Origin of the sequence: Hansschlegelia sp. (genome assembly GCF_035538955.1) — a bacterium.
Classification (GTDB): Bacteria; Pseudomonadota; Alphaproteobacteria; order Rhizobiales; family Methylopilaceae; genus Methylopila.
In genome coordinates this window covers 466,902-487,886 of sequence record NZ_DATLJK010000014.1, presented here as the reverse complement: position 1 = coordinate 487,886, position 20,985 = coordinate 466,902, and the positions used below count along the sequence as shown (strand labels likewise).

Below are 20,985 nucleotides of genomic sequence, written 5' to 3'. Positions count from 1 at the left end.
ATGTGGCGTAAGGCGGCCTCGGTCGGCGGGCTGACCCTCGTCTCGCGCCTGTTCGGCTTCCTGCGCGACGTGATGATGGCCGCGCTGCTCGGCGCCGGACCGCTCGCCGACGCGTTCATGGTCGCGTTTCGGCTGCCGAACCACTTCCGCGCGATCTTCGCCGAGGGCGCCTTCAACGCCGCCTTCGTGCCGCGCTACGCCCGGGCGCTCGAGCGGCACGGAGAACAAGAGGCGAAGTCGTTCGCGGAAGACGTGCTGGCGCTGACGCTGGCCGTGCAACTCGCGCTGCTGGTTCTCGCGCTCGTGTTCGCGCCGGTGGTGGTGGCGCTGCTCGCTCCGGGCTTCGCCGAGGAGCCCGGCCAGCTCGAGCTGACCGCGAGCCTCACACGCATCACCTTTCCGTATCTGCTGCTGATCTCCTGGATGACGCTGGCGTCAGGCGTGCTGAACGCGCACGACCGCTTCGCCGCCGCCGCTTCGGCTTCGATCCTGCTCAACATCTGCATGATCGGCGCGCTGCTGATGACGGGCTTCTTTCCGACGGTCGCGCATGCGCTGGCGGTCGGCGTGCTGGTCTCGGGCTTCGCGCAGCTCGGCCTCGTGCTGTGGGATCTGAAGCGCGCCGGGCGCAGCCTGCGTCTCAAGACGCCGCGAATGACCGCGCATGTGCGCAACTTTCTGCGCGGTTTCGGTCCGGCGGTGCTGGGTTCGGCGGGCGTCCAGATCGCGATGTTCGCCGACACCATTCTGGCGTCGTTCCTTCCGACCGGCTCCGTTTCCTATCTCTACTACGCGGACCGGCTCTATCAGCTGCCGCTTGCGGTCGTTGGCATTGCGATCGGCACCGTGCTGCTGCCCGAGCTTGCGCGCCGGCTGGCCGCGGACGATCTCGCCGGGGCGCGCGACAGGCTGAACCGCGCGCTCGAGGGCGCGCTGCTGATGACGCTGCCCTTCGTCGCGCTGTTCGCCGCCGCGCCCGGCCCGGTGGTGGCCGCCCTGTTCGGCCGCGGGGCGTTCGACGCAGCGGCCGTTGAGGGTTCGGCGGCCGCGCTCCAGGCCTACGCGATCGGCCTTCCGGCGGTGGTGGCGCTGCGCTGCGTGACGCCGGGCTTCCATGCTTCCGGCGACACGGCGACCCCCGTGAAGGCGCTCGCGGCCGCGACGATCGTCAACGTGGCGTTGAAGGTGCTGCTTGTCGGCTCGTTCTTCAGCGCCGGCCTCGCCTTCGCGACTTCGATGGGCGCTTGGGCAAATCTGTTGCTGCTGACCTGGCTCTTGCGCAAGCGGGACGGTTTTGCGCCCGACCGGCGCTTCGCGCTCAGCATCGCGGCGCTCGCCCTTGCGACCGCAGGCTCCGCCGCGGCGGTCCGCTGGTCGCTCGGCCCGGCGGCAGGGCTGAAGGGGCTGATCCCGCAATTCCCGGATTTCGCCCCTGCGGCGCTCATCGGCCTTGTCGGAATCGTCGCCTATGGGGCCATCGCCGCGCCGGGCTTTCTATTCGCGCGGCGCTGATCGTCAGCCCGCCAGCGCGCGCCGTCGTCGCTGCGGGGCGGGGCCGCGGCGCTCATACGCAACCGTCGCGGCGATGAAGCCCCACATCATGCCGAGCAGCGCCCATTGGTGACGCCAGTGGTCGATGTCGATGACCGCCGCCTCGATCATCAGCACCACCCAGGTCGAGAAGGTGCAGATGAACACCGGCCGCCACGGCGTCGGCGTCAGCACGTAGCGGGCGCCGGAGAACAGGGTGAGCAGCGTCATCACCGGCACCACCACGCCGCCGAGCCAGCCGTATGACATGAAGGCGTTCAGATAGGTGTTGTGAACATCCGCCCCGAAGCGCTTGGAAAATTGGAAGATTCCAATGCCGAACGGCTTGTCGAGAGCGAGGCGGAAGCCCATCACGTGGTTCGAGAAGCGACCGCCATGCTCGACATCGTAGCTCTGCTCGAGGCTTGCGCGTTCGGCGAACAGGTTCGCGACCGACGGCAGCTGGATCAGGATCACCAGGAAGACCGCAGCCAATACGGTCGCCGCCGCGCAGGTGACCAGGATCCGTGCACGCGCTGACGGCGAGGGAGCGGTCAGCACGGTGAGCGTCGTCATCAGCATGGCCGACGCGATCAGATGGCCCCAGGATCCGCGCGAGAAGCTCAGCAGCACGCCCGCCATGATGATCCCAAGCGGCACGACCAGGATGAGCGACCTCTTGAGATCGCTCGCATAGAGCCGCTGGATCAGGATCAGCGCCGGGAAGATGAGGTGCGGCGCGAAGACGTTCGGGTCCTTGAACGCGCCCTTGGCCCGGTTGTAGCGCAGCAGGCTGTCCGCGAACGGCACGAGGTGGAAGTAGCCGACGATCGCAAGCAGCCCGCTCGCCACCCCGGCGATGACCCAGGCGTTCGCGATCAGGCGCGCCCGAGTCTCGGTGCGGTCGGCGAGGAAGAGGGAATAGAAGCAGCCGGTTCCGGCGAGAAAGACGCCGATCGTCGTCCACTTCTGCGTGTCGGCCCGATCGAACACCAGCGTCAGCGTGAGAACGGCGCCGAGCTGGTAGAGGATGACGAGCAGGAGAAAGGGCAGCAGCACGCGCGGCAGCTTCAGCCCGGTGCCGACGAACAGCACGATCGCGCCAATCATCAGCAGATCGTAGGCGGCCGGCTCGAACATCACGAAGAAGCTCGAGGCGATGGCGAGCCAGACCACGCCCTCGCGGAGCGTCTCCGCCTGGATCGTCATGGGCCGGCGCGCGCTCCGGCCCGGCAGCGCGCCGGCGGCGCTCAATAGGCGCTATCCGTCTTGGCGAGCGCGAACGGCGTCTTCGCCAGGATCAGGATGTCGAACAGGATCGACCAGTTCTCGATGTAATAGAGGTCGTGGTCGACGCGCTTGCGCAGCTTCTCGGGGGTGTCGACTTCGCCGCGCCAGCCGTTGATCTGCGCCCAGCCGGTCACGCCGGGCTTCACCTTGTGACGGGCGAAGTAGCCGTCCACCACATCGTTCCAGAGGCGCTCCGAGGTGTGCGCCCCAACGGCGTGCGGCCGAGGACCGACGAGCGAGAGTTCGCCCTTCAGCACGTTGAAGAGCTGCGGCAGCTCGTCGATCGACGTCCTGCGAATGAAGCGGCCCACCCGGGTGACGCGGGAGTCGTTCTTGGTCACGACCGTCTTGGCGTCTGGGTCCGACATCTCGTGGCGGAGCGAGCGGAACTTGAAGACTTCGATGACCTCGTTGTTGAAGCCGTAGCGCTTCTGGCGGAAGAACACCGGGCCCGGGCTGTCGAGCTTGATCGCGATAGCGGTCGCGAGCATCACGGGCGAAAGCAGGATCAGCGCGAGCGATCCCACGATCAGATCGAAGGCCCTCTTGGCAACGAAGTCCCAATTCTGGATGGGCTTCTCGGCGAGCTCCACCATCGGGATGGCGCCGAGATAGGAATAGGCGCGCGGCCGGAAGCGCAGCTTGTCGGTGTGGGCGGAGAGCCTGATGTCGACCGGCAGGACCCAAAGCGTCTTCAGGATCTCGGCTACGCGGCCCTCTGCGCTGACCGGGATCGTGACGATCAGCAGGTCGATGTGAGCGAGTCTGCCGAACTCCACCAGTTCAGCGATGTTGCCGAGCTTCGGATAGCCGGCGACGATAGCCGGCGAGCGGTCATCAGAGCGGTCGTCGAACACGCCACAGATGTGGACGTCGTTCTCCGGCATCGATTCCAGCGATCGGATGAGCTCCGCGGCCGGCTCGCCGCCGCCCACGATCACCGCCTTGCGCCCGATCCGTCCTTCGCGCGCCCAGTGCTTGACCAGCAGCGTCATGGCGCCGTGGACCGTGATCAGGCCGCCCGCGCCGAACACGAACCAGTAGCCGAGCCAGTTCCGCTGAACGATGCCTCCGAAGTCGAAGAACGCGCCGACGACGGCGAAGCCCGCGAACACAAGGGTCCAGGCGCCGAGGGTGCGGCCGACCTGGCCCCGCACTGAGCGGAACGCCACCACATGGTAGACGTCGGCCGCGTGGGCGAAGACGAGCGTCAGCAGGAATCCGATGCCCATGGCGGCGAGATACGGCCAGGCGATCGCGTCGACCGCGCCGAACGCAGCCGCATAGGCCGCAAGGCCCGAACCGATGACCACCGCGGCGTCGGCGAGGCGCGCGACGCCGATCAGCAGCACCGGCGATATAGAGGCGGCGCTGAACCGCTCGGCGATCTCGCGCGCCTGTTCGTTCAGCCGCGCCTGGCGCTGCTTCGCGGCGGCTGACGTCGGTTTCTCGCCAGTGTCGATTCGGGCCATGGACAGGTCGGTCACGTCGCTGGGCTCTCCCTCGAACGACCGGCACTCTCCCCCCTAAACTGCGAATATTGTTTTACGGCGATCCATTAATCACCGCCAGACCGGCGACGAAGGGCCTCGCGGTAAACGGTTTCGATCCGCGCAGACATCTCGGCGAGCGAGAATTCACCCAAGATGTGCTCGCGCCGCGCGGACGCCGCCTTGGCGGCTGCGGCTGGATCGGCGGCGATCGCGGACATGGCGGCGGCGAGCGCCTGCGGGTCGCCCGGCGCGACGAGTTCATCCGAAAACCGCCCGAAGATCTCCGGTATGCCGCCGACGCGGGTCGCCACGATCGGCAGACCGGCTGCGATCGCCTCAAGCACGACGTATGGCATCGACTCGGCCCGCGACGGAACCACGATTGCGCGGCCGAGCCCGAAGGCCTCGCGGGCGGGGGTCGATTTCTGAAATCTGACGCGCGGGGCCAGTCCGCGTTCGGCGACCATCGCCCTGTAGCGATTCTCGTCCGGTCCATCGCCGACAATGATCGCAGAGGCGGGCCGCCCTGCGCCGGCGAGCAGGGCGAGCGCATCGATGAACACATCGACGCCCTTCAGATCGCGCAACATGCCGAGATAGAGGAAGTCGACGGCGTCAGGCGCCGGGAGCACCCGCTCGTACTCTTCCGGCCTCAGACCGTTGCGGACCACGACAGAGGGACAGCGCGGCGCGCCGATTTTCTCCACATAGGTCCGCTGCTCATAGGCGCTGACGTGAATCAGCGAGTCGGTCAGCCGCTCCAACGCCCGCTCGACCTGAAAATACACGCGGCCTTCGAGCGAGCCGGGATCGTAATGCAGGCTCCCGCCATGAGGCGCATAAAGCCGGGCAACGGGCTTCGATCGGCCAAGCCAGGTCCCGACCACGCGCCCGAAGGCGCCTCCCTTCGCGCCGTGGCAGTGCAGAACGTCCGGCGCCAGGGGCGAAAGGGTCCGGCTGACGCGCGCGATGGCGAGGAGGTCCGAGGGCGAGAGCTGGCGGGCGATCGGGAGGCGGACCGAGCCCAGCTCCAGATCGTTGGCGAGCGAGCCTATGCGGGCCTCTTCAAAGGCGCCGCCCGTGGTGCTGTCGCAGACAAAGCCGACGCTGTGGCCCGCCGCCGCCTGCGCGCTGATCAGATCGGCGATGTGCCGGAAGATTCCGCCGATCGGCGATCGGACCAGATGTACGATCCGCAGGGGCTTCGCGTCGGTCATGAGCGCTCCAGGGCCAGCGTGTCGCAGTTCGCCGCGGCGCTCGGCCTCAGAACCATCGCTCCTCGATGTTAATCGTGTCGCCCGGCCGGATCGGGTAGGTCACCGGCACTTCGCCCTTGAACACCCGGTCGCCCACCCGTCGGGTGAGCTCCACGCGGTCGCGCCTGGCCCGCGGAGAGAAGCCGCTCGCGATTGCGACGGCGTTCTCCGCCGTCATGCCGGCGACATAGGGGTACTGCCCGGCGTTGGTGACCTCGCCAAGGATGAAGAACGGGCGGTAGGACTCGATCTCCACGGAGACGTTGGGGTCGCGCAGATAGCCGCTCTTCAGCTTCGCCTCCAGTCCTGTGCGAACCTGGTCGGAGGTCTTTCCGCTGACCTGATAACGGCCGACGAGGGGCATCGCGATGCTGCCGTCCGGCTCCACGGCGTAGCTGTTGGTCAGGTTCTGCTGCCCGAACACGTTGATTCTGAGCTTGTCGCCGCTCGCCAGAACGTAAGGCTCGTCATAATCCGCCGAGAGGGGCGGCGGCACCGCCCGCGGAGCAGCGCAGCCGGCGAGCAGCGCGGCGAGAGCCAGCGCAATCGAGGAGCGACGCGACCTCATGACGAACCCTTGCAGACATGGTTTATCCTTCGTTACCTCAACATGGTTAACGAGCCGTTGTCGGCTAATCTGCTGCAGGGCGGCGGATTAACTCTGCGGCAACCATGATCATGCTGTCCTGCGACAAGTGAAGTAATGATGCGGCAGTCGAGGGCGGGGAATGGTCCAGCGGATCAGCCATGGCGAGGAGGAAGATCGTCCCCAGGGCGGGGAAATCGACCTTCGCGCGCTTGGCCGGGGCCTCTGGCGCCGGAAGCGCTGGATTCTCGGGCCGACGCTGCTGGCGGCGGTGGTCGCCTTCCTGTTCGTTGAACTCAGCGCGCCGTATTTCCGGTCCACTGCCCTCGTTCTAATCGAAAACCGCGAAAGCGCGTCGCCCGGCCCCGGCGGCGAGCGCGAGACTCAACTGCCCGACGAGCAGGCAGTGGCGAGCCAGGTCCAGCTGATCCAGTCCCGCGACCTGGTGCGCAGAGTGGTGAAAACCCTCGACCTCGGGGAGGATCCCGAATTCTCCGTCCAGAAAGGCTCGATCCTGCGGCGCATCCTGCGCGCGATCGGGCTAAGCGGACAGGACGATGCGCCGCTGAGCGAACGTGTGGTCGACAAGGTGGCCGAGAACCTCTCGGTCTATCCGGTGACCGGATCGAGAGTCGTCGGGATCGAGTTCGTCTCCAAGAACGCCGACACCGCCGCCAAGGTCGTGAACGGCTTCGTCGACGCCTATCTGGACATTCAGCGGGCCGCGAAGCGGGAAACCAACCAGCAGGCCGGCCAGTATCTTGCCGGCGAGATCGAGAGCCTGCGCTCGCGGGTCCAGGACGCCGAGGAGAAGGTGGAAGCCTTCCGCTCGAAGGCCGGGCTGCTCGTCGGCGCGAACAACACGACGGTCGCCCAGCAGCAACTCGGCGACGCCACGACCCAGCTGTCCGCCACCCGCACCCAGCAGGCGGAGGCCCAGGCCAAGGCGGAGATGATCCGCACCGTGCTCCGGCAGGGGCGGCCGGCGGAGGCGCTCGACATCGCGAACTCCGATCTGGTGCGCTCGCTGACGCAGCAGCGCTCGCAGCTCGCCGCCCAGATCGCCAGCGAAGGCCGCACCTTGCTGCCGCAGCATCCTCGCATGCGCGAACTGGCCGCGCAGCTGCAGGGCCTCGACGAGCAGATCCGGGGCGAGGCCGAAAAGCTTGCGCGCGCCTTCGAAAACGACGCCAAGACGGCCGGAGCCCGCGTCAAAGCGCTGAGCCAGCAGCTCGACGAGCTCAAGGCCGCGGCGGCCGCCGCCAACAGCCAGGACGTTCAGCTCCGCGCGCTCGAGCGCGACGCCCGCTCCCAACGCGATCTTCTCGAACAGCTTCTCGCCCGCTATCGCGAAACCACCGCCCGCGAGAATCCGGAAGCGCTGCTGGCGGACGCGCGCGTCATCTCGCGCGGCGCGGCGGCCACCGGGCCCTACTTCCCCAAGAAGCTCCCGACCATCGCCCTGGTCACCATCGCGGCCTTCGCGCTGTCCTTGTTCGGGGCCGCGGCCGCCGAGGTGTTCGGCACGCAGCGCCGGCTCGACGACGGCGACGCCGCGCCGCCTCCGGCGATCGGCGCGGTGCCGGTGTTCGGTCGGCTTCAGGAGCCGATGCGGGTCCAGCCGGCGACCGCGCCTCCGTCTGCGACAGCCGCGACGCCAGCGGCAGGGCGCTCCAGCGACGCACAGGACGGAAGCGCAGCCTCGCCGGAAGCGAATTCGTCAGCGCGCGCGGCGAGCATCGAATATGCCGACGCAAGCTTGGTCGCCGCGCTTGCACGGCAACTCGCCGCCATGCCGACCTCGGACGGCGCGCTGCGCATCCTCACCACCGGCGCGACGCCGGACCTCGCGGTGGCGAGCGTGGCGGCCGAACTCGCCGCGACGCTGTCCGCGTCGGGTCGGCGGGTGGTCGCGATCGACGCCGGCGGCGGCGCGGCCCGCTCGGGAGAGCCGCCGTTGGAGCCTGGGCTCTCGGAGCTCCTGACGGGCGCCGCAACCTTCGCGCAGGCGATCCACCGCGACCCGGGCTCGCGCATCCACCTCGTGCCGGGGGGCGCCACGCCATACCGCGCGCTCGACGCGGCCGCCCAGGCGCGCCTCGACGTGGTGCTCGAGGCGCTCGCGCTGACCTATGACTTCGTGATGCTGATGACGCCGGGCGGACCGGCCGGCGCGGAACCGTTCGCGCCCTACTGCAGTGCGGCCGTGCTGATTTCGGCCGCAGGCGCGGCCGACCTCGCGACGGTCGAGGCGCATGAGCGGCTGAAGTCACAGGGGATCGAGGACGTCGTCGTGCTGCTCGTCAGCGACGGCGGCGGCGATCCGCGCGGCCGCTCACTGGCGGCCGCCTGATCTCCCGGAGCTATTCGGCTTCCGGCGCGGGTTCCGCATGGCCCCGTCGGCGGGCGCGGAACGCCCGGATCTTCTCGACCAGCGCGTAGGCGGTGGGGTTCGCCTTGATGCGTGATTTTGCGGTGGTCTTGGCCGCAATGGCGGCCGCGGCCGCGCGTCCGCGCAGCGTGACCCCGAAAATCGAGTCGAACAGCGGCTCCAGGTCCGGACAATACATCTTCTTGTAGGCGGCTGCGCCAACGCCGAGATCGAAGATCCTGAGCCCGCGACGGATCGAATCTTCAACGACGAAGTTCATCAGCATTTCGCCCGGACTGTATTTGGCGTGCTCGCCGCTGGTGATCGAGATGAACATGCCGCAGTAGCGTTGTTCGTCGGCGACGCCACCCGTCACCGCGATCGTCTCGTCGTCGAGATCGAAGCCGTAGAGATCGATCACCGGCGCCTTTTCGGCGAGGCCGCAGGCCTCGGCGAGGAACTCGGGCACGCCGGGATGCGCGAACACGTTTTCGATCCCGCGCTCGGCGAACTGCTCCGCCTTCTGGGCCAGGAAGACGTCGAGCAGCTTGCGGCGCTGCTCCGCGCTCGTGGCGCGGAAGATGTGCGGCCGGCCGCGCTCCTCGAAGCGCCGCATCTTGCGGCGCTGGTTCGAGCGCGACTTGGCGGAAACGAAAAGCTTCAGGTGCTCATCGAGGCTTGCGGCGAGGGGGCCGCTGAACGCCGGATCGGGCGACGGCTGGCTGGGCAGCGCCATGAAGGGATTGGGCAGACCTTCCCAGCTCTCCGGCTGGTTCTGCAGCGCGAACAGATCGATGCGCGCCAGCGCCGCCGTCTCGGCCAGCAGACGGTCGACTTCGGCCAGATCGAACAGCGCGAGGCGGTCGCGGCGGATGACCGGGACGTTGTAGTTGACATGGCTGCCGCCGAGAAAGCGGGCGACGGCCACGCCCCATCTGCGGCTGACCCCGAACGGCAGCAGGGCGACGGGCGCGCCGGCCTCGTCCTTCGCGACGACGATGAGCGGGCGGACGGCTTCATGAGCCGCGACATTGTCGAGCCAGGGCCTCAGCAGTCCCGGATGCTGGTATGGCGTGGCGAGCGCATCGCGCAGCAGTTCAGACCATGCGGGCAGCGCGCCGGCGGCGTCGCGGTGGACCTCGACCGACGAGAACGCCGGTCCGGAGCTGGCGGGAGACTGGGGCAGCGGTCGAGATCCTGTCGCTTGCGGGACGATCGTGAGCCGCGGCGCCGTTGCCGACTCGGCTGCAACATCGGCGCCCTTATCGCACGCCGGCCTGCGGATCGCCTCCCGCGCGCCGATCACTTGCTGACGCGCAGGTTCGACAGAGAGTCGCCGATCGTCCGGAAAGCCGTGTCCAGCGCCGTCTGATTTCCCGCGTCGAAATAGTAGGCCACACTGGTTGCACAGCTCTGAAGCAATGATTTGGTCGCGACGCCAGGATTGTCATACGCTACGGTATATACGATAATCCCGGCCGATTTGGCGCTATTACATATTGTCTTCAGGCGTGTATTTAGCGTGTTGATTGCAACGGTGACGTCGTTAGTAGTGCCGAGCCGGTTGTCAGAGAGCTTTCCGAAGGCGGTATATGTGTCGTTGTACATCGTGTTCTCGCCATCTGTCATAAGTATCATGGCTTTGCTCATGTTCTTTGTGCCATAATCCAGAGGCAGAGAGTTGGCAGCCATATCGCCGTCCCAGTATCCGCGCCACTTCGGCGACAACATTCGCCATCCCCACACGGCGCCGACGTTGATATGTGTCCCACCTTGGGCCGTCATCTTTGATATCCCGGAAGTCACCTTGCTCTTAACGTTAGTCATGGGGGTGAGTTCTTGCGGACAATACCGTCCGGGCCCCTGGGGATCCACGGGATTGCTGTAATTAATGGAGTACGTGGTGCCAAACCAGCCCGCCGTCATCCAGTTATTATCGTTGATGCCCGGCCAGGAATCCGGCGCGTAAAACGCTCTAAAGATCTTGGTGCTGCTTCCGGCTACCGGAGGATCATCAGTCTGATCCAGGCCATTGAGGCGCTCCTCTACGCAGCCGGTCCAGTAGGTTGGGTAGCCCGTGCGGGAGACGGTATTGAGGTCCGTCCAGGCTTTGCGGCTGACGCCGATGTTCACTGCCAAAGAGAACGGCACTAGACCAACGTAAAGGTTCTTCGCAGTAGTCGAGTCGCCGAACAGGATATTCACGAGCGAATTGGCGGCGCTCTTGAGTCCCGGCATGCTATTGCTCAGTTCCATAGAGTATGTGTTATCCAGCACCATCACGACCTCCAGGCCGGTAGTGGAGCGGGTCACCTCCGAGGCCGCGTTCACGGTCACGCTCTTCTGGCCGAACAGCTTCATGAAGATCGTCGGCACTGTCGCGGTGGCGCTCAGTGAAATGACGCTCTTCGTCGAGTTCGCGGTGGCGGTGACGCTGGTCACGGTCGCGCCCGCATAGCCGCCCTTGAAATTTGCGTTTACGAACTTCAGGGCGTCGGCTGAGTAGTCGGTCGTGCTGAGACGGGCGCCGACCGCGAGCCCCGCCGCGTCGAGCGCGTCGACCAGCCGCGCGCGGACCAGGACGGACCGTCCGACGTCGATCGCGAACCCCATGCAGCCGATAAGGACCAGCATCACGATCCCGATGAGCGGCGCGACAGCGCCCTTCTCGGATCGACGGAAGCGCGCCAGCAGAGAGCATCGCGGAGAGAGACGGGGGGTGCTCATGGGATCAGCACGGTTTGGTGTTGAGTGCGCCGAGGCGCGGCCGGTATGTCGACTGCGTGTAAATGTCGAAACCGCTCTTGAAGAACCTTGAGAAAAGCGGAGTAAACTTATAGAAGACTTCTGCAACGATCAGGTTGTCGTTGGTATCGGCGAGAAGCCCGGAATTGACGGCGGCTGTCGCGCCTTCTGCGCCGATCTTGCTTTTCCAGCTGGTGCCGGTGGTGCTGTAGCACTGCCAGCGGACCTTCGGGACGTTGCTCGAATTGAGGTAGACGGAGGTCAGCACCGTAACCCCCGTCGTGCCGGAGACGTATGACGGCAGGCTGGAGCCGGTGATGAGGAAGACCTCCTTCATCGCCTTCGCGCTGAGCTCCTGATATTGCGAGGTGACGTCGGCGACCGAGAAACCGACCTTGTCCACTCCCGACCTGATGCTGACGAACCGCGCCACGTCGTAGCCGCCGAGCAGCAGCAGGGCGAGGAAGGGCGCCGTGAGCGCGAGCTCGAGCGCCGCCAGCCCATCCTGAGAGCGTCGGAAGCGGCCGAGCAGGCCGCGGAGGCCGCGGGTTCTCATCAGTAGGGCTCGTTCTTGACGACGACGCTGGACTTGAGGGGGACGACGCCGTTCGTGCCGACGAACCTCTTCAGCACCGGGGTGAAGAGCTTCCAGCTGTAGGTCGCCGTGTAGGACACGATCTCGCCGGAGCTGCCGGTTCCGCTCGTTCCGACGCCGTTGTCGTATTTTCCGTTGCTGTTGAGGTCGGTATAGGCCTCGCCAGTGTCCCACTTGCCGTTCTTGTTCGTGTCCGTGAACGGCTCCGGCTTCAGGTAGGAATAGTCAGGATAGGACGTGCTGGTGAGGGTGATCTTGGCTGGGTCCAGCAAAGCGGACGCGGCCTTCTTGATGCCGGCCTGAATGGTCTGCGCCTGGGTCTGGCCGCTCGCCTTGTAGCCGGTCTTGCCGGTGCGGGAGCCGACGAACACCGCGTCGTTCAGAATCGCTTGCGCGCCGGCCATCAGCCCGAGTTCCGCCGTGCCCATGATGAGCAGCACGAGCACCGGAGCGATGATCGCGAACTCCACCACGGTGGCCCCCGAGGGGTCCCGCCGGAGGCGCATCAGGGCGCGCGATATCTTGGAATTCTTGATCACTGGCGGCGCGAATGTCGGTGTTCCGATCGCCGCCGACGGTAGAAACTAAAAATCTACAACAGGTGAAAGTGATCGACTAAAACTTGAGGTAATATTGTCGTGGAATGGTCCACCTCGCTGGATCTTCGCTGCTTTTCGTCGGCGCGGGGAGGCAGGTCGGCTTTTTGGGCGCGTCAGCGATCTTGCAACATGCCACAATGGCTCGCGTTTTCGGCTTCGGCCGAACGCGGGCTTCGGGACCGTCAGGAGATACGGTTCGTTCACCGTCCATGCTGAAAGTCGGCGTTTCTTCAGGCGAGGGCAGGCGAAGCATCATGAGCGCAGCGCGGACGACGCTGTTTCGCGCGACCTTCGCGGCGCTGGAGCTGACGCGGGCGAACCGTTTGCTGCGCCGTCGCGCCCAGGGGCTCGGCGTCATCCTGACCTTGCACCATGTGCGGCCGTGGTCCGGAAAGGCGTTCGCGCCGAACCGGCTGCTCGAGGTGGAGCCGTCCTTTCTTGACGAGACCCTGACCCGCGCGCGTGAATTGGGCTTCGACTTCGTCTCGATGGACGAAGCTTGGCGGCGGGTGACGACCGGCATCTCCGTGCGGCCCTTCCTGCACCTGACCTTCGATGACGGCTATCGGGACGTGCGGGATCACGCTCTTCCGATCCTCGAGCGCCACGGGGCCCCGGCGACGCTCTACATCGCGTCCGGCTTCGCGGAGGGCGAGGCGGAGATCTGGTGGCTCGCGCTCGAGGAGGCGATCGCCCGGGCGAGCCGGCTCTATTGCGACGTCGGCGGCGGGGAGGCCGTGCTTTCCACGGCAACCCCCGCTGAAAAGGCCGCCGCCTGGTCGGCGATCTACTGGCGGCTGCGAGCCGGCCCCGAGGAACTGCTCCGCGCCGAGGTCCGACGCCTCGCGGAGGAGCAGGGGGTGGACACCCTCTCCTTCGCGCGCGAACTCTGCATGAGCTGGGACGAGCTGCGATCCGTCGCGCGCGATCCGCTGGTCACGATCGGCGCGCACACGGTCTCGCATCCCATGCTCGCCAAACACCCGCGCGAGGCCGCGCTAGCCGAGATCGCCGGCAGCCGCGACGCGATCCGCCAGAACCTCGGCCTCGAGGCCGAGCACTTCGCCTATCCGGTGGGGGATCGCTCGGCGGCGGGCGAGCGTGATTACGCGCTGGCGGCGGAGCTCGGCTTCACGACGGCGGTGACGACGCGGCCGGGACACCTGACCAAGGCTCATGCGGCTTCGCCAACCGCGCTCCCGCGCGTTTCGCTGAACGGGCACTTCCAGACCAGAGCGGCGATCGACGCGCTGCTGTGCGGAACGCCCTTCCTGGCGACCGGCGCGCTCGCGCGGCTGCGCGGCTGAGCTCAGCGCGGCCGGTCGACGCGCTCCATCCAGCGGATCAGAAGCGCCGCCGGCACGATCCAGACCAGGCCGAAAAAGGCGAAGAAGGCGAGCTGGGCAAGCGGCCCAGCCTCGGCCATCCGGATCTGCCCAATGGTCAGGACTGCGAAGGCGTAGACCATGACGCCGATCAGCAGCACGAAGACGCCGATGAACTTCTTGGTGCGCGGCGACATGGCGGGTCCGTGGAGGGAGACGTCTCGTCGCCTTGCCGGCGCCGCAGGGCGGACGTAAAGCCGGGGTCCGTTCCGGGTCAACCCCGAGTAGGAGAGCCTGCGTGTCCGAGGCGAACGCAACCCCGCGCCGGCGCTTTCTGAGCGTCTGGCTTGTCGTGACGATCGCGCTCGTCGCCCTCATGGTCGTCGTCGGCGGCGCGACGCGGCTGACCGGCTCGGGGCTGTCGATCACCGAATGGCGGCCCGTGACGGGGGCCATTCCGCCGATCGGGCAGGGGGCTTGGGCGGAGGAGTTCGCGAAGTACCAGGCGAGCCCGCAATACCGGCTCCTCAACGAGGGCATGTCGCTTGGCGACTTCCAGTTCATCTATTGGTGGGAATGGAGCCATCGCCAGCTCGGACGGCTGATCGGCCTGGTATTCGCCGGAGGCCTGCTGTTCGCCGCGGTGACGCGCCGGGTCAGCCTCCGCGAAGGGCTGACCCTGTTCGGCATGGGTCTTCTGCTCGGAACCCAGGGCGCGATCGGATGGATCATGGTGGCGTCCGGGCTGCAGCCGGGCATGACGGCGGTCGCTCCCATCAAGCTGACGCTGCATCTCGGCTTCGCGCTCCTGTTCTTCGGAACGCTCATCGCCTTCCTGCTTCACGTGCGCGCGCCGCGGCCGGAGACGCGGCCCCTGCCGGGTTCGCTCCGCGCCGGAGCTTATCTGGTTCTCCTGCTGACCTTCGTTCAGATCCTGCTCGGCGGCCTGGTGGCGGGATCGCATGCGGGATTCACGTTCAACACCTGGCCGCTCATGGACGGCGGCCTGGCGCCATCCGCGGACTCGCTGTTCGCCGTGACGCCCTGGTGGGAGAACTTCGTCGACAATGTCGCGCTGGTTCAGCTGAACCACCGGATCGGCGCGTATGTGCTGCTGATCGTCGTCGCGATCTATGCCGTCGCGGTCGCGCGCGCGGGGACCGACCGCGCCTCGCGTAGGCGCGTCTTCGAGCTGCTGGGTGTCCTGATCCTGCAGGTGGGGCTGGGCGTCGCGACGCTCGTGATGGTCGTTCCGCTGTCGCTCGGGCTCGCTCACCAGTTCGGCGCAGTGGTGGCTTTCGCGCTCGCGGTCCGCAACGCCGCGCTTGCCCGTCGGCCTGTCGCGCAGCGGACGCAGGACGTCGGCGCAGCCGCCGCTCTGGCGCAGCCGGCGCGCTGATCCTCAGAGGCGGAGACGCGGGATCTCGATTGCAGGGCAGCGGTCCATGACGACCGTCACGCCCTGCGCTTCGGCGCGGCTGGCGGCGGCGTCGTCCCGCAGGCCGAGCTGCGTCCAGATTACCCGCGGCCGGGGCGCCAGCTTCAGCGCCTCCTCGACGACGCCGCCGATATGTTCGAGCGAGCGGAACACGTCGACCATGTCGATGGGCTCCGGGATGTCAGCCAGGCGGGCGACGCAGGGCGAGCCCGCGACCTGTCCCCCCGCGTGCCCGGGATTGACGCAGAACACGCGGTAGCCGCGCCGCCTCAAGAAGCCGGCGACGCCGTTGCTCGGCCGCATCGGGTTGGGGCTTGCGCCCACCACGGCGATGGTCCGGACCGTCTCGAAGATCGAGCGGAGCAGCTCGTCGGAATAGCCGTCGTGCGGCATGCGTCAGCCGACGCCGCGTCTGCCGATCGCGCCCGGGGTCAGTTGTCTTCCTGGTCGCCGAACAGCGCCTTGATCTTGTCGAGATAGGGCTTCACCACCTCGACATTGCCGGGCAGCGGCTGGAAGCTCTCGAGCGCCGAGAACTGCTCGTCGAGGTCCTTCAGCGCCGCCTTTTTCTCGTCCTCGGAGAGGGCGGCGTCGTTCTCGATCTCGCCCTGGACCTTCTTCTTCTCGGCCGCGAGATCGGTCTCGTTGCCCTCGGGATCGCTTGCGCCGAACGCCAGGAGAACCGACTGCGCGACGTCCGCCCAGTCGGAATAAGTCGCGAAATCGTGCTTCTTGAGGATGGCCTCGATCTGCGCCTTGGCTTCCGGCTTGTCGAGATAGCCGGCGAGCGCCCCGACGGGATCTTCCGCCTCGCCGACCTCGGCCTCGTCGCTCTCGGCCTGATTATCGGGCGTCTTCGCCTGATCCTTCTCGGCTGGATTGTCGCCGGCGAGCTTTTCGCGCAACGCCTCAAACTCGGGCCAGGCGGCGATGAACGCTTCGACGAGCTTCGGGGTAAGCGGAACCTGCTTGGGCTCAGCCTCCGCGGGCGCCTCGCCCTGCGGCTGCTCCGCGGCGGCGGCCGGAGGTTGGGTCGTCTCCTGGGCAAAGGCAGGCGTCGCGAGGGCCCACACCGCGGCGCTGGAGGCGGCGAGCAGGAACGAGCGCATGGTGCGGGCGGCGATCAGCATGACGTCCTCCGGGAGACGCGTGGCGCCCCGAGGGCTTGCACGGAACTGCGCGAGCGGCTTCATCACCGTTCGCGCCGCGGCCCGCCCAAGACTCAGGCGCTTCTTCGAGTCGGGACTATGGCCCCGGAAAATGGACGCGACCATGACGGAAATGCCACGCCCCGCCTCCGATCGCACGCCGCGCATGACTGTTGGCGAGGCCGAGGCCTTTCTGGAGGCGGAATTTCCGCAAACCGCCCATGGCGGCCGAACCTATGTGATCGAGGACGTCGGATACGGCTCCGCCCGGCTGCGTCTTCTGTTCCACGAGCGACACCTCCGCCCAGGCGGGACGCTCTCCGGTCCGTCCATGATGGGGCTTGCCGACGTCGCGCTTTACGTCGCGCTGCTCGGCGCAATCGGGCCGGTGAAGCTCGCCGTCACGACCAATCTGTCAATCAACTTCTTCCGAAAGCCCGAGCCGCGGGACCTTCTCGCTGCGTGCAGCTACATGAAGATCGGCAGGAGCCTGGCCGTAGGCGAGGCCACGCTGTTCCAGGAGCCTCACGGCGAGGCGGTGGCTCATGTGGTCGCGACCTATTCGATCCCGCCGGGCGCCTTCGGGTCGCCGCCCGTCGACGGCGCCGGCGAGCCGAAGCGCTCCGAGCCTACATAATCAGCGCTCACAGCAGAGGTAGTTAGATACCATTTTTCTAGACGTCTGATATTGTTGACCTTTTATCGGTGCGACGACGTTGATTTTGAGCAGGTCTTCGGCTATCACCTCGACGCGTCGCGCAGGGCCTTCCCTGCGCGTTCTGGTTTCCCAATCCGAGGCTTCTCTCATGCGCCCCCAGCCGGCCCGCTCATTCGTGGCCAAACCGGCCGATGTCGAGAAGAAGTGGGTGGTGATCGACGCCAAGGGCCTGGTCGTAGGCCGCCTGGCTTCGCTCATCGCGCTTCGTCTCCGCGGCAAGCACAAGCCGTCCTTCACGCCGCACGTCGACGACGGCGACAATGTCATTGTCGTCAATGCGGCGCAGGTCGCGTTCACCGGCCGGAAGCGTGAGGACAAGTCCTACTTCTGGCACACCGGCTATCCGGGCGGCATCAAGGAGCGCAAGGCGCACCAGATTCTCGACGGCCGCTTTCCGGAGCGGGTGATCGAGAAGGCTGTCGAGCGCATGCTTCCGCGCGGCCCCCTCGGCCGCAAGCAGCTCGGCAACCTGCGGGTCTACGCGGGCGAGAGCCATCCTCATGAGGCACAGCAGCCGGTCGCGCTCGACGTCGGCGTCCTCAATCGCAAGAACATGCGGAGCGCTTGATCATGGCCGAGAACATCCAGTCCCTCGGCGATCTCGGCGGCGCGCTGAACGCCGGCCAGGAAGCCCCGAAATACGTCAAGAAGGTCGATCAGTTCGGCCGCGCCTACGCCACCGGCAAGCGAAAGGACGCGGTCGCCCGCGTCTGGATCCGCCCCGGTTCGGGCAAGGTGACGGTGAACAAGCGTGCGATCGAGGTTTATTTTGCGCGGCCGGTGCTGCGTATGATCCTCGAGCAGCCGCTCGACGTAGCCAACCGCAAGGGCCAGTACGACATCACCGTCACGGTGGCGGGCGGCGGGCTTTCGGGCCAGGCCGGCGCGGTGCGTCACGGTCTGTCCAAGGCGTTGACCTATTTCGAGCCGGAGCTGCGAGGCGTCCTCAAGAAGGGCGGCTTCCTCACCCGCGACAGCCGCGTGGTCGAGCGCAAGAAGTACGGCCGCGCCAAGGCGCGTCGGAGCTTCCAGTTCTCCAAGCGCTGACAAGTTCAGGTACTGCGTACGGAAAAGGCGGGCCAGCGGCCCGCCTTTTTTGCATTCCGGCCGATCAGCGGCCTGACTGCTTCGGCATTCCGGCGACCCGGTTCAGGAAGTCGAGCAGCGCGGCCCCGTAGGCCTCCGGCTCCTCGTAGAACGGCATGTGGCTGGAGTTGGGAAAGACCTTCAGCTCTGCGCCCGGAATCGCGAGCTTCATCTTCAGCGCGCCTGCGGGGGTGAATTCATCGTGCCGGCCGCAGGTGATCAGCGTCGGAACGCTGATCGTGGGCAGTTCGGCCAGCCGGGACCAGTCCTTCAGGTTGCCGGTGTAATGGAACTCGTTAGGCCCCTGCATCGCGCCATAGGGCCCGGGGTTCCAGTCCGACAGCGAACGGCTCACGGGCGCGGGCCACTCGCTCAGCCGGCAGACATGCCGATAGTTCAGCAGGGTGATGGCGGCCATGTATTCGGGGTGGTCGTAGCGCCCTTCCGCCTCGTATCGCTGCATCATCGCGACCGTATCGGCGCCCAGCGCGCTGCGGAGCCGCTCGAGTTCGGCGATCGACGCCGGCATGTCGGCCACGGTGTCTTCGAGAATCAGGCTCTTGAGCGCTTCCGGATGGGCAAGCGCGTAGTCGATGCCGAGCCAGCCGCCCCATGAATGGCCGAGCAGGTGCACCTTGCCGAGATCAAGCGCCTGACGAACCGCCTCGGTCTCCTGAACGTAGCGCTCGATGGTCCAGAGCGCCGGATCGGTCGGGCGGTCGGCCGCGCCGCAGCCGAGCTGATCGAACGCGACCACGCGGAAGCCGTGATCGACAAGCCAGGAGTGCGCTTCGCGAAGATAGTCGCAGGGTAGGCCAGGGCCGCCGTTGAGACAGAACACGGTCTCGTCGGCCGAGCCGAAGCTGTAGGCGACGACCTTGTGGCCGCCATCTATCGTGACTTCGATCCGCTGATCGGGCTCCATCTCGCGCCACATGGATGAGTCCTCTGGTTGAAGGGATTGGCGGCGGAAGCGCCTTCCTCAGGTCCGCCCCGCGCCAGGGGAGGCGGCCGCGCCGCGGGCCGGCCCTCAGGCCTATGCCACGGTCCGGCCTGCGCGCCATCGGAGCACGGCCAGGATCAGGCCTCCGGCGAGCAGCAGCGCCGCCGCCGCAAGCGTGCTCATCGTGCCGATCGCCGGCACCATCGGCGTGTAGCCCGCGACCATCTTGGCGTAGAGCCACTCGGGCACGGTGGAGTCGGCGCCGGTCGTGTAGAGCGACAGCGGAAAATTGCCCCAGGACAGCAGGAAGGCGAACAGCGCCCCCGACCACACGCCTGGCCAGAGGATCGGCAGCGTGACCTCGCGCAGGATGAACAGCCGGCCCGCGCCAAGATCGGCCGCCGCCTCCTCGAGCGTCGGATCGAAGCCGTAGACCTGGATGGCGATCACGAGCGTCACGACCGGCACGATCCAGACCAGATGCGCGAAGATCGCGGTGTGCCAGGTCGGCTGCACGCCGACCGCGTTCATCCACAGCAGCAGCGCCAGCCCAAGCACCGGCTGCGGGAAGAAGATCGGCAGCAGGACGAGCTTCTGATAGAGCGCCCGGCCGCGCCAGTCGTACCTCGCGAAGGCGAGCGCGCCGAAGAACGCGATGACGACGCCGACCAGGGTGACGATGAGCGCAATCGCAAGCGAGGTTTTGACGATCGTCTGCACCTCGAAGGAGTCGATCGCGCGGCTCCACCAGTCGAACGACCATGCCGCGACCGGAAAGCCGAAATAGCGGCTCTTGGAAAGGCCCGCGAGCGCGCCGCAGGCGATCGGCAGGTAGACCACGATCAGGACGAAGATCGTCCAGGCCCAGACGAAGGCGGTCGAGCGCCGCGCGGATTGCTCCATCACCGCCTCCCCAGGATCCGGTCAAGGTCGAGCCGCGACAGGGCGACAAGCGACAGCGCGCCGACGATCACGGTGAGGATCAGCGCGAGCGCCGAGCCGAGCGGCCAGTTCTGCGCATAGGTGAAGGCGATCTCGATGTCGTGGGTCGCCACGATGACCGCCTGGCCGCCGAGAATCTTCGACTCCGCCAAGGCGCCGACGGCGAGCACGAAGGTGAGCAACATGCCGATCATGACGCCCGGCATGGCGAGCGGCAGTTCGACCTCGCGCCACACCATAAAACGGGAGGCGCCGAGATCGCGGGCGGCCTCGACCAGCTCGCGGGGCACCATCGAGAGGCCGAGCGTGATCGGGAACAGCATGAAGGGCAGGTAGACATAGACCATGCCGAACAGCGTGATGCCGGGCGTGTAGAGCACGTCGGGCCCGCGCGCGCCGATCAGCTTCAGCGCGCCGTCCAGCACCCCGTTCTTGATGAAGAACAGCGTCCAGCCATAGAGGCGCACATTCTCGGACACGAACAGCGGGAACACGAACAGGACGCTGACGAGCCCCGACCAACGCCCGAAGGCGCGCGCCAGCCCCCAGGCGATCGGATAGGCGACGATCGCCAGGATGAGGACAGTCAGGCCGGCGAGCCCGAGCGACCAGGCGAACGACCTCCAGACGGTGTTCGCCGGGTCGAAGATCGCCTCGAAGTTCTCGAGCGTGAACGAACGGAAGACGTCGAAGGTCTTGGGAGTCGCAAACGCATAGGCGGCCACGGTCGCGAGCGGCGCCAGGAAGCCGAACAGCAGCACGGCCATTACTGGGAGTGAGCTCAGAAGGCCGCGGGAGAGCCTTGCCGCTCCCCGCGACGCGCCTTGGGCGGCCCCGTCCTCGCCCTTGGATCGATCGGGATGTTGGGCCATGGCGTCCGGCTCTGCGGACGCCATGGCCCGGCCGGCCCCGCCCTCCCC

21 protein-coding genes are annotated in these 20,985 nt (G+C 67.0%); 7 read left to right on the top strand and 14 right to left on the bottom strand.

Annotated features, from left to right (window positions below; translation table 11 throughout):
* Entirely contained in the window at nt 1-1,512 is a 1,512-nt protein-coding gene (gene murJ, locus VM780_RS11725) for a murein biosynthesis integral membrane protein MurJ (protein WP_325447473.1), read from the top strand.
* 3 nt (nt 1,513-1,515) lie between these two features.
* Here murJ and VM780_RS11720 read toward each other — a convergent pair whose 3' ends face one another.
* The 4 genes from VM780_RS11720 to VM780_RS11705 all read right to left on the bottom strand — a co-directional run bounded on the left by VM780_RS11720 (nt 1,516) and on the right by VM780_RS11705 (nt 6,137).
* A complete protein-coding gene (locus VM780_RS11720; protein WP_325447471.1) occupies nt 1,516-2,739 on the bottom strand; it encodes an O-antigen ligase family protein in 1,224 nt (407 codons plus the stop codon).
* A gap of 41 nt (nt 2,740-2,780) precedes the next feature.
* A complete protein-coding gene (locus VM780_RS11715; RefSeq protein ID WP_325447603.1) occupies nt 2,781-4,292 on the bottom strand; it encodes an undecaprenyl-phosphate glucose phosphotransferase in 1,512 nt (503 codons plus the stop codon).
* Nucleotides 4,293-4,378: 86 nt separating this feature from the next.
* Nucleotides 4,379-5,530: a glycosyltransferase family 4 protein gene (locus VM780_RS11710; RefSeq protein WP_325447469.1), complete on the bottom strand. Its 1,152-nt coding sequence runs from the start codon at nt 5,528-5,530 to the stop codon at nt 4,379-4,381.
* A 46-nt stretch (nt 5,531-5,576) separates the two neighbouring features.
* A complete protein-coding gene (locus VM780_RS11705) occupies nt 5,577-6,137 on the bottom strand; it encodes a polysaccharide biosynthesis/export family protein (RefSeq protein ID WP_325447467.1) in 561 nt (186 codons plus the stop codon).
* Nucleotides 6,138-6,297: 160 nt separating this feature from the next.
* Between VM780_RS11705 and VM780_RS11700 the strand changes: the two genes are divergently transcribed.
* Nucleotides 6,298-8,508 carry an exopolysaccharide transport family protein gene (locus tag VM780_RS11700; protein WP_325447465.1) on the top strand — a complete coding sequence of 737 codons (2,211 nt, stop codon included), beginning with the start codon at nt 6,298-6,300 and terminating at the stop codon, nt 8,506-8,508.
* Nucleotides 8,509-8,518: 10 nt separating this feature from the next.
* Here VM780_RS11700 and VM780_RS11695 read toward each other — a convergent pair whose 3' ends face one another.
* The 4 genes from VM780_RS11695 to VM780_RS11680 are packed head-to-tail and all read right to left on the bottom strand — an operon-like array spanning nt 8,519 to nt 12,372.
* Nucleotides 8,519-9,832 (bottom strand): GNAT family N-acetyltransferase, encoded by a 1,314-nt coding sequence (locus tag VM780_RS11695; protein ID WP_325447463.1) that lies wholly within the window; start codon nt 9,830-9,832, stop codon nt 8,519-8,521.
* A complete protein-coding gene (locus VM780_RS11690; RefSeq protein WP_325447461.1) occupies nt 9,829-11,253 on the bottom strand; it encodes a TadE/TadG family type IV pilus assembly protein in 1,425 nt (474 codons plus the stop codon). Before VM780_RS11690 ends, VM780_RS11695 begins: the two co-directional genes overlap by 4 nt.
* Before the next feature lie 4 nt (nt 11,254-11,257).
* Nucleotides 11,258-11,827, bottom strand: coding sequence for a pilus assembly protein (locus VM780_RS11685; RefSeq protein ID WP_325447459.1), 570 nt, complete (start codon nt 11,825-11,827; stop codon nt 11,258-11,260).
* Nucleotides 11,827-12,372 (bottom strand): TadE/TadG family type IV pilus assembly protein, encoded by a 546-nt coding sequence (locus VM780_RS11680; RefSeq protein ID WP_325447457.1) that lies wholly within the window; start codon nt 12,370-12,372, stop codon nt 11,827-11,829. Before VM780_RS11680 ends, VM780_RS11685 begins: the two co-directional genes overlap by 1 nt.
* Before the next feature lie 347 nt (nt 12,373-12,719).
* On the opposite strand from VM780_RS11680, the gene VM780_RS11675 reads away from it, so the two are divergent.
* Nucleotides 12,720-13,772 (top strand): polysaccharide deacetylase family protein, encoded by a 1,053-nt coding sequence (locus VM780_RS11675; RefSeq protein WP_325447455.1) that lies wholly within the window; start codon nt 12,720-12,722, stop codon nt 13,770-13,772.
* A 2-nt stretch (nt 13,773-13,774) separates the two neighbouring features.
* Here VM780_RS11675 and VM780_RS11670 read toward each other — a convergent pair whose 3' ends face one another.
* Nucleotides 13,775-13,987, bottom strand: a complete 213-nt coding sequence (locus tag VM780_RS11670; protein ID WP_325447453.1) for a DUF2842 domain-containing protein — start codon at nt 13,985-13,987, stop codon at nt 13,775-13,777.
* Between the two features lie 101 nt (nt 13,988-14,088).
* Here VM780_RS11670 and VM780_RS11665 point away from each other — a divergent pair, with 101 nt between their 5' ends.
* Nucleotides 14,089-15,189: a COX15/CtaA family protein gene (locus VM780_RS11665; RefSeq protein WP_325447451.1), complete on the top strand. Its 1,101-nt coding sequence runs from the start codon at nt 14,089-14,091 to the stop codon at nt 15,187-15,189.
* Between the two features lie 3 nt (nt 15,190-15,192).
* Here the strand turns inward: VM780_RS11665 and VM780_RS11660 are convergent, their stop codons facing one another.
* Nucleotides 15,193-15,621 carry a CoA-binding protein gene (locus VM780_RS11660; RefSeq protein ID WP_325447449.1) on the bottom strand — a complete coding sequence of 143 codons (429 nt, stop codon included), beginning with the start codon at nt 15,619-15,621 and terminating at the stop codon, nt 15,193-15,195.
* Between the two features lie 38 nt (nt 15,622-15,659).
* Entirely contained in the window at nt 15,660-16,358 is a 699-nt protein-coding gene (locus tag VM780_RS11655; protein ID WP_325447447.1) for a hypothetical protein, read from the bottom strand.
* Between the two features lie 151 nt (nt 16,359-16,509).
* Here VM780_RS11655 and VM780_RS11650 point away from each other — a divergent pair, with 151 nt between their 5' ends.
* The 3 genes from VM780_RS11650 (at nt 16,510) to rpsI (ending at nt 18,141) form a co-directional block, all read left to right on the top strand.
* A complete protein-coding gene (locus tag VM780_RS11650) occupies nt 16,510-17,013 on the top strand; it encodes a PaaI family thioesterase (RefSeq protein WP_325447601.1) in 504 nt (167 codons plus the stop codon).
* 169 nt (nt 17,014-17,182) lie between these two features.
* Complete coding sequence (gene rplM / locus VM780_RS11645) at nt 17,183-17,662, top strand: 50S ribosomal protein L13 (RefSeq protein WP_325447446.1); 480 nt, start codon at nt 17,183-17,185, stop codon at nt 17,660-17,662.
* A 2-nt stretch (nt 17,663-17,664) separates the two neighbouring features.
* Nucleotides 17,665-18,141: a 30S ribosomal protein S9 gene (rpsI, locus tag VM780_RS11640; protein WP_325447445.1), complete on the top strand. Its 477-nt coding sequence runs from the start codon at nt 17,665-17,667 to the stop codon at nt 18,139-18,141.
* A gap of 64 nt (nt 18,142-18,205) precedes the next feature.
* On the opposite strand, the gene VM780_RS11635 is transcribed toward rpsI, so the two are convergent.
* From VM780_RS11635 to VM780_RS11625, 3 genes are all read right to left on the bottom strand, one after another.
* Nucleotides 18,206-19,117 (bottom strand): proline iminopeptidase-family hydrolase, encoded by a 912-nt coding sequence (locus tag VM780_RS11635; RefSeq protein WP_325447444.1) that lies wholly within the window; start codon nt 19,115-19,117, stop codon nt 18,206-18,208.
* Between the two features lie 99 nt (nt 19,118-19,216).
* The gene (locus VM780_RS11630; protein WP_325447442.1) at nt 19,217-20,026 is read right to left on the bottom strand and encodes an ABC transporter permease; all 810 of its coding nucleotides are present in this window, start codon (nt 20,024-20,026) and stop codon (nt 19,217-19,219) included.
* Nucleotides 20,026-20,937, bottom strand: coding sequence for an ABC transporter permease (locus VM780_RS11625; RefSeq protein ID WP_325447440.1), 912 nt, complete (start codon nt 20,935-20,937; stop codon nt 20,026-20,028). The genes VM780_RS11630 and VM780_RS11625 overlap by 1 nt, the downstream gene beginning before the upstream one ends.
* Between the last annotated feature and the right edge of the window lie 48 nt (nt 20,938-20,985).

What these genes read in the sequence shown, in the direction of transcription:
- VM780_RS11700 (WP_325447465.1), top strand. Translation starts at nt 6,298, where the DNA reads ATGGTCCAGCGGATCAGCCATGGCGAGGAGGAAGATCGTCCCCAGGGC.
- VM780_RS11680 (WP_325447457.1), bottom strand. Translation starts at nt 12,372, where the DNA reads ATGCGCCTCCGGCGGGACCCCTCGGGGGCCACCGTGGTGGAGTTCGCG.
- VM780_RS11635 (WP_325447444.1), bottom strand. Translation starts at nt 19,117, where the DNA reads ATGTGGCGCGAGATGGAGCCCGATCAGCGGATCGAAGTCACGATAGAT.
- VM780_RS11675 (WP_325447455.1), top strand. Translation starts at nt 12,720, where the DNA reads ATGAGCGCAGCGCGGACGACGCTGTTTCGCGCGACCTTCGCGGCGCTG.
- VM780_RS11660 (WP_325447449.1), bottom strand. Translation starts at nt 15,621, where the DNA reads ATGCCGCACGACGGCTATTCCGACGAGCTGCTCCGCTCGATCTTCGAG.
- VM780_RS11655 (WP_325447447.1), bottom strand. Translation starts at nt 16,358, where the DNA reads ATGCTGATCGCCGCCCGCACCATGCGCTCGTTCCTGCTCGCCGCCTCC.
- VM780_RS11650 (WP_325447601.1), top strand. Translation starts at nt 16,510, where the DNA reads ATGCCACGCCCCGCCTCCGATCGCACGCCGCGCATGACTGTTGGCGAG.
- VM780_RS11720 (WP_325447471.1), bottom strand. Translation starts at nt 2,739, where the DNA reads ATGACGATCCAGGCGGAGACGCTCCGCGAGGGCGTGGTCTGGCTCGCC.
- rpsI (WP_325447445.1), top strand. Translation starts at nt 17,665, where the DNA reads ATGGCCGAGAACATCCAGTCCCTCGGCGATCTCGGCGGCGCGCTGAAC.
- VM780_RS11670 (WP_325447453.1), bottom strand. Translation starts at nt 13,987, where the DNA reads ATGTCGCCGCGCACCAAGAAGTTCATCGGCGTCTTCGTGCTGCTGATC.
- VM780_RS11715 (WP_325447603.1), bottom strand. Translation starts at nt 4,292, where the DNA reads ATGGCCCGAATCGACACTGGCGAGAAACCGACGTCAGCCGCCGCGAAG.
- rplM (WP_325447446.1), top strand. Translation starts at nt 17,183, where the DNA reads ATGCGCCCCCAGCCGGCCCGCTCATTCGTGGCCAAACCGGCCGATGTC.
- VM780_RS11710 (WP_325447469.1), bottom strand. Translation starts at nt 5,530, where the DNA reads ATGACCGACGCGAAGCCCCTGCGGATCGTACATCTGGTCCGATCGCCG.
- VM780_RS11685 (WP_325447459.1), bottom strand. Translation starts at nt 11,827, where the DNA reads ATGAGAACCCGCGGCCTCCGCGGCCTGCTCGGCCGCTTCCGACGCTCT.
- VM780_RS11625 (WP_325447440.1), bottom strand. Translation starts at nt 20,937, where the DNA reads ATGGCCCAACATCCCGATCGATCCAAGGGCGAGGACGGGGCCGCCCAA.
- murJ (WP_325447473.1), top strand. Translation starts at nt 1, where the DNA reads ATGTGGCGTAAGGCGGCCTCGGTCGGCGGGCTGACCCTCGTCTCGCGC.
- VM780_RS11690 (WP_325447461.1), bottom strand. Translation starts at nt 11,253, where the DNA reads ATGAGCACCCCCCGTCTCTCTCCGCGATGCTCTCTGCTGGCGCGCTTC.
- VM780_RS11630 (WP_325447442.1), bottom strand. Translation starts at nt 20,026, where the DNA reads ATGGAGCAATCCGCGCGGCGCTCGACCGCCTTCGTCTGGGCCTGGACG.
- VM780_RS11705 (WP_325447467.1), bottom strand. Translation starts at nt 6,137, where the DNA reads ATGAGGTCGCGTCGCTCCTCGATTGCGCTGGCTCTCGCCGCGCTGCTC.